Source organism: Photorhabdus sp. RM71S, assembly GCF_042879355.1.
GTDB classification, from domain to species: domain Bacteria; phylum Pseudomonadota; class Gammaproteobacteria; order Enterobacterales; family Enterobacteriaceae; genus Photorhabdus; species Photorhabdus kayaii.
In genome coordinates this window covers 1-298 of sequence record NZ_JBHFKV010000251.1, presented here as the reverse complement: position 1 = coordinate 298, position 298 = coordinate 1, and the positions used below count along the sequence as shown (strand labels likewise).

The following is a 298-nucleotide window of genomic DNA, read 5'->3' as shown; positions in this document are numbered from 1 at the left end:
GTCTCGTCGTGCTGATGACGATGATGAAAATGCCGCAGATAATGACGATAAAAAAGAAGGTCGTCGCGCCGAACGTAAGCGTTGCGCCGCTATTTTCGGCAGTAAGCACGCCGCAGGTCGCCCAGATATGGCCGCCCATCTGGCGTTCAATACTCAAATGTCGGCACGTGAAGCTATCAGCACTTTAGCATTAACGGGATCAGCACCCGTTTCACGCCGCGCTTCATTAGATGAGCGTATGCAACAGGCACAGCAAGTGCGCCTCGGCCCTGACGCACGACAACCCGCTAGCGGCTCT

Annotated in this window: 1 pseudogene; it reads left to right on the top strand. The window is 55.4% G+C overall.

The annotated features are described in order from the left end of the window. Positions 1–298, top strand: a pseudogene (locus ACGF5R_RS24765) (hypothetical protein); the annotation flags it as partial.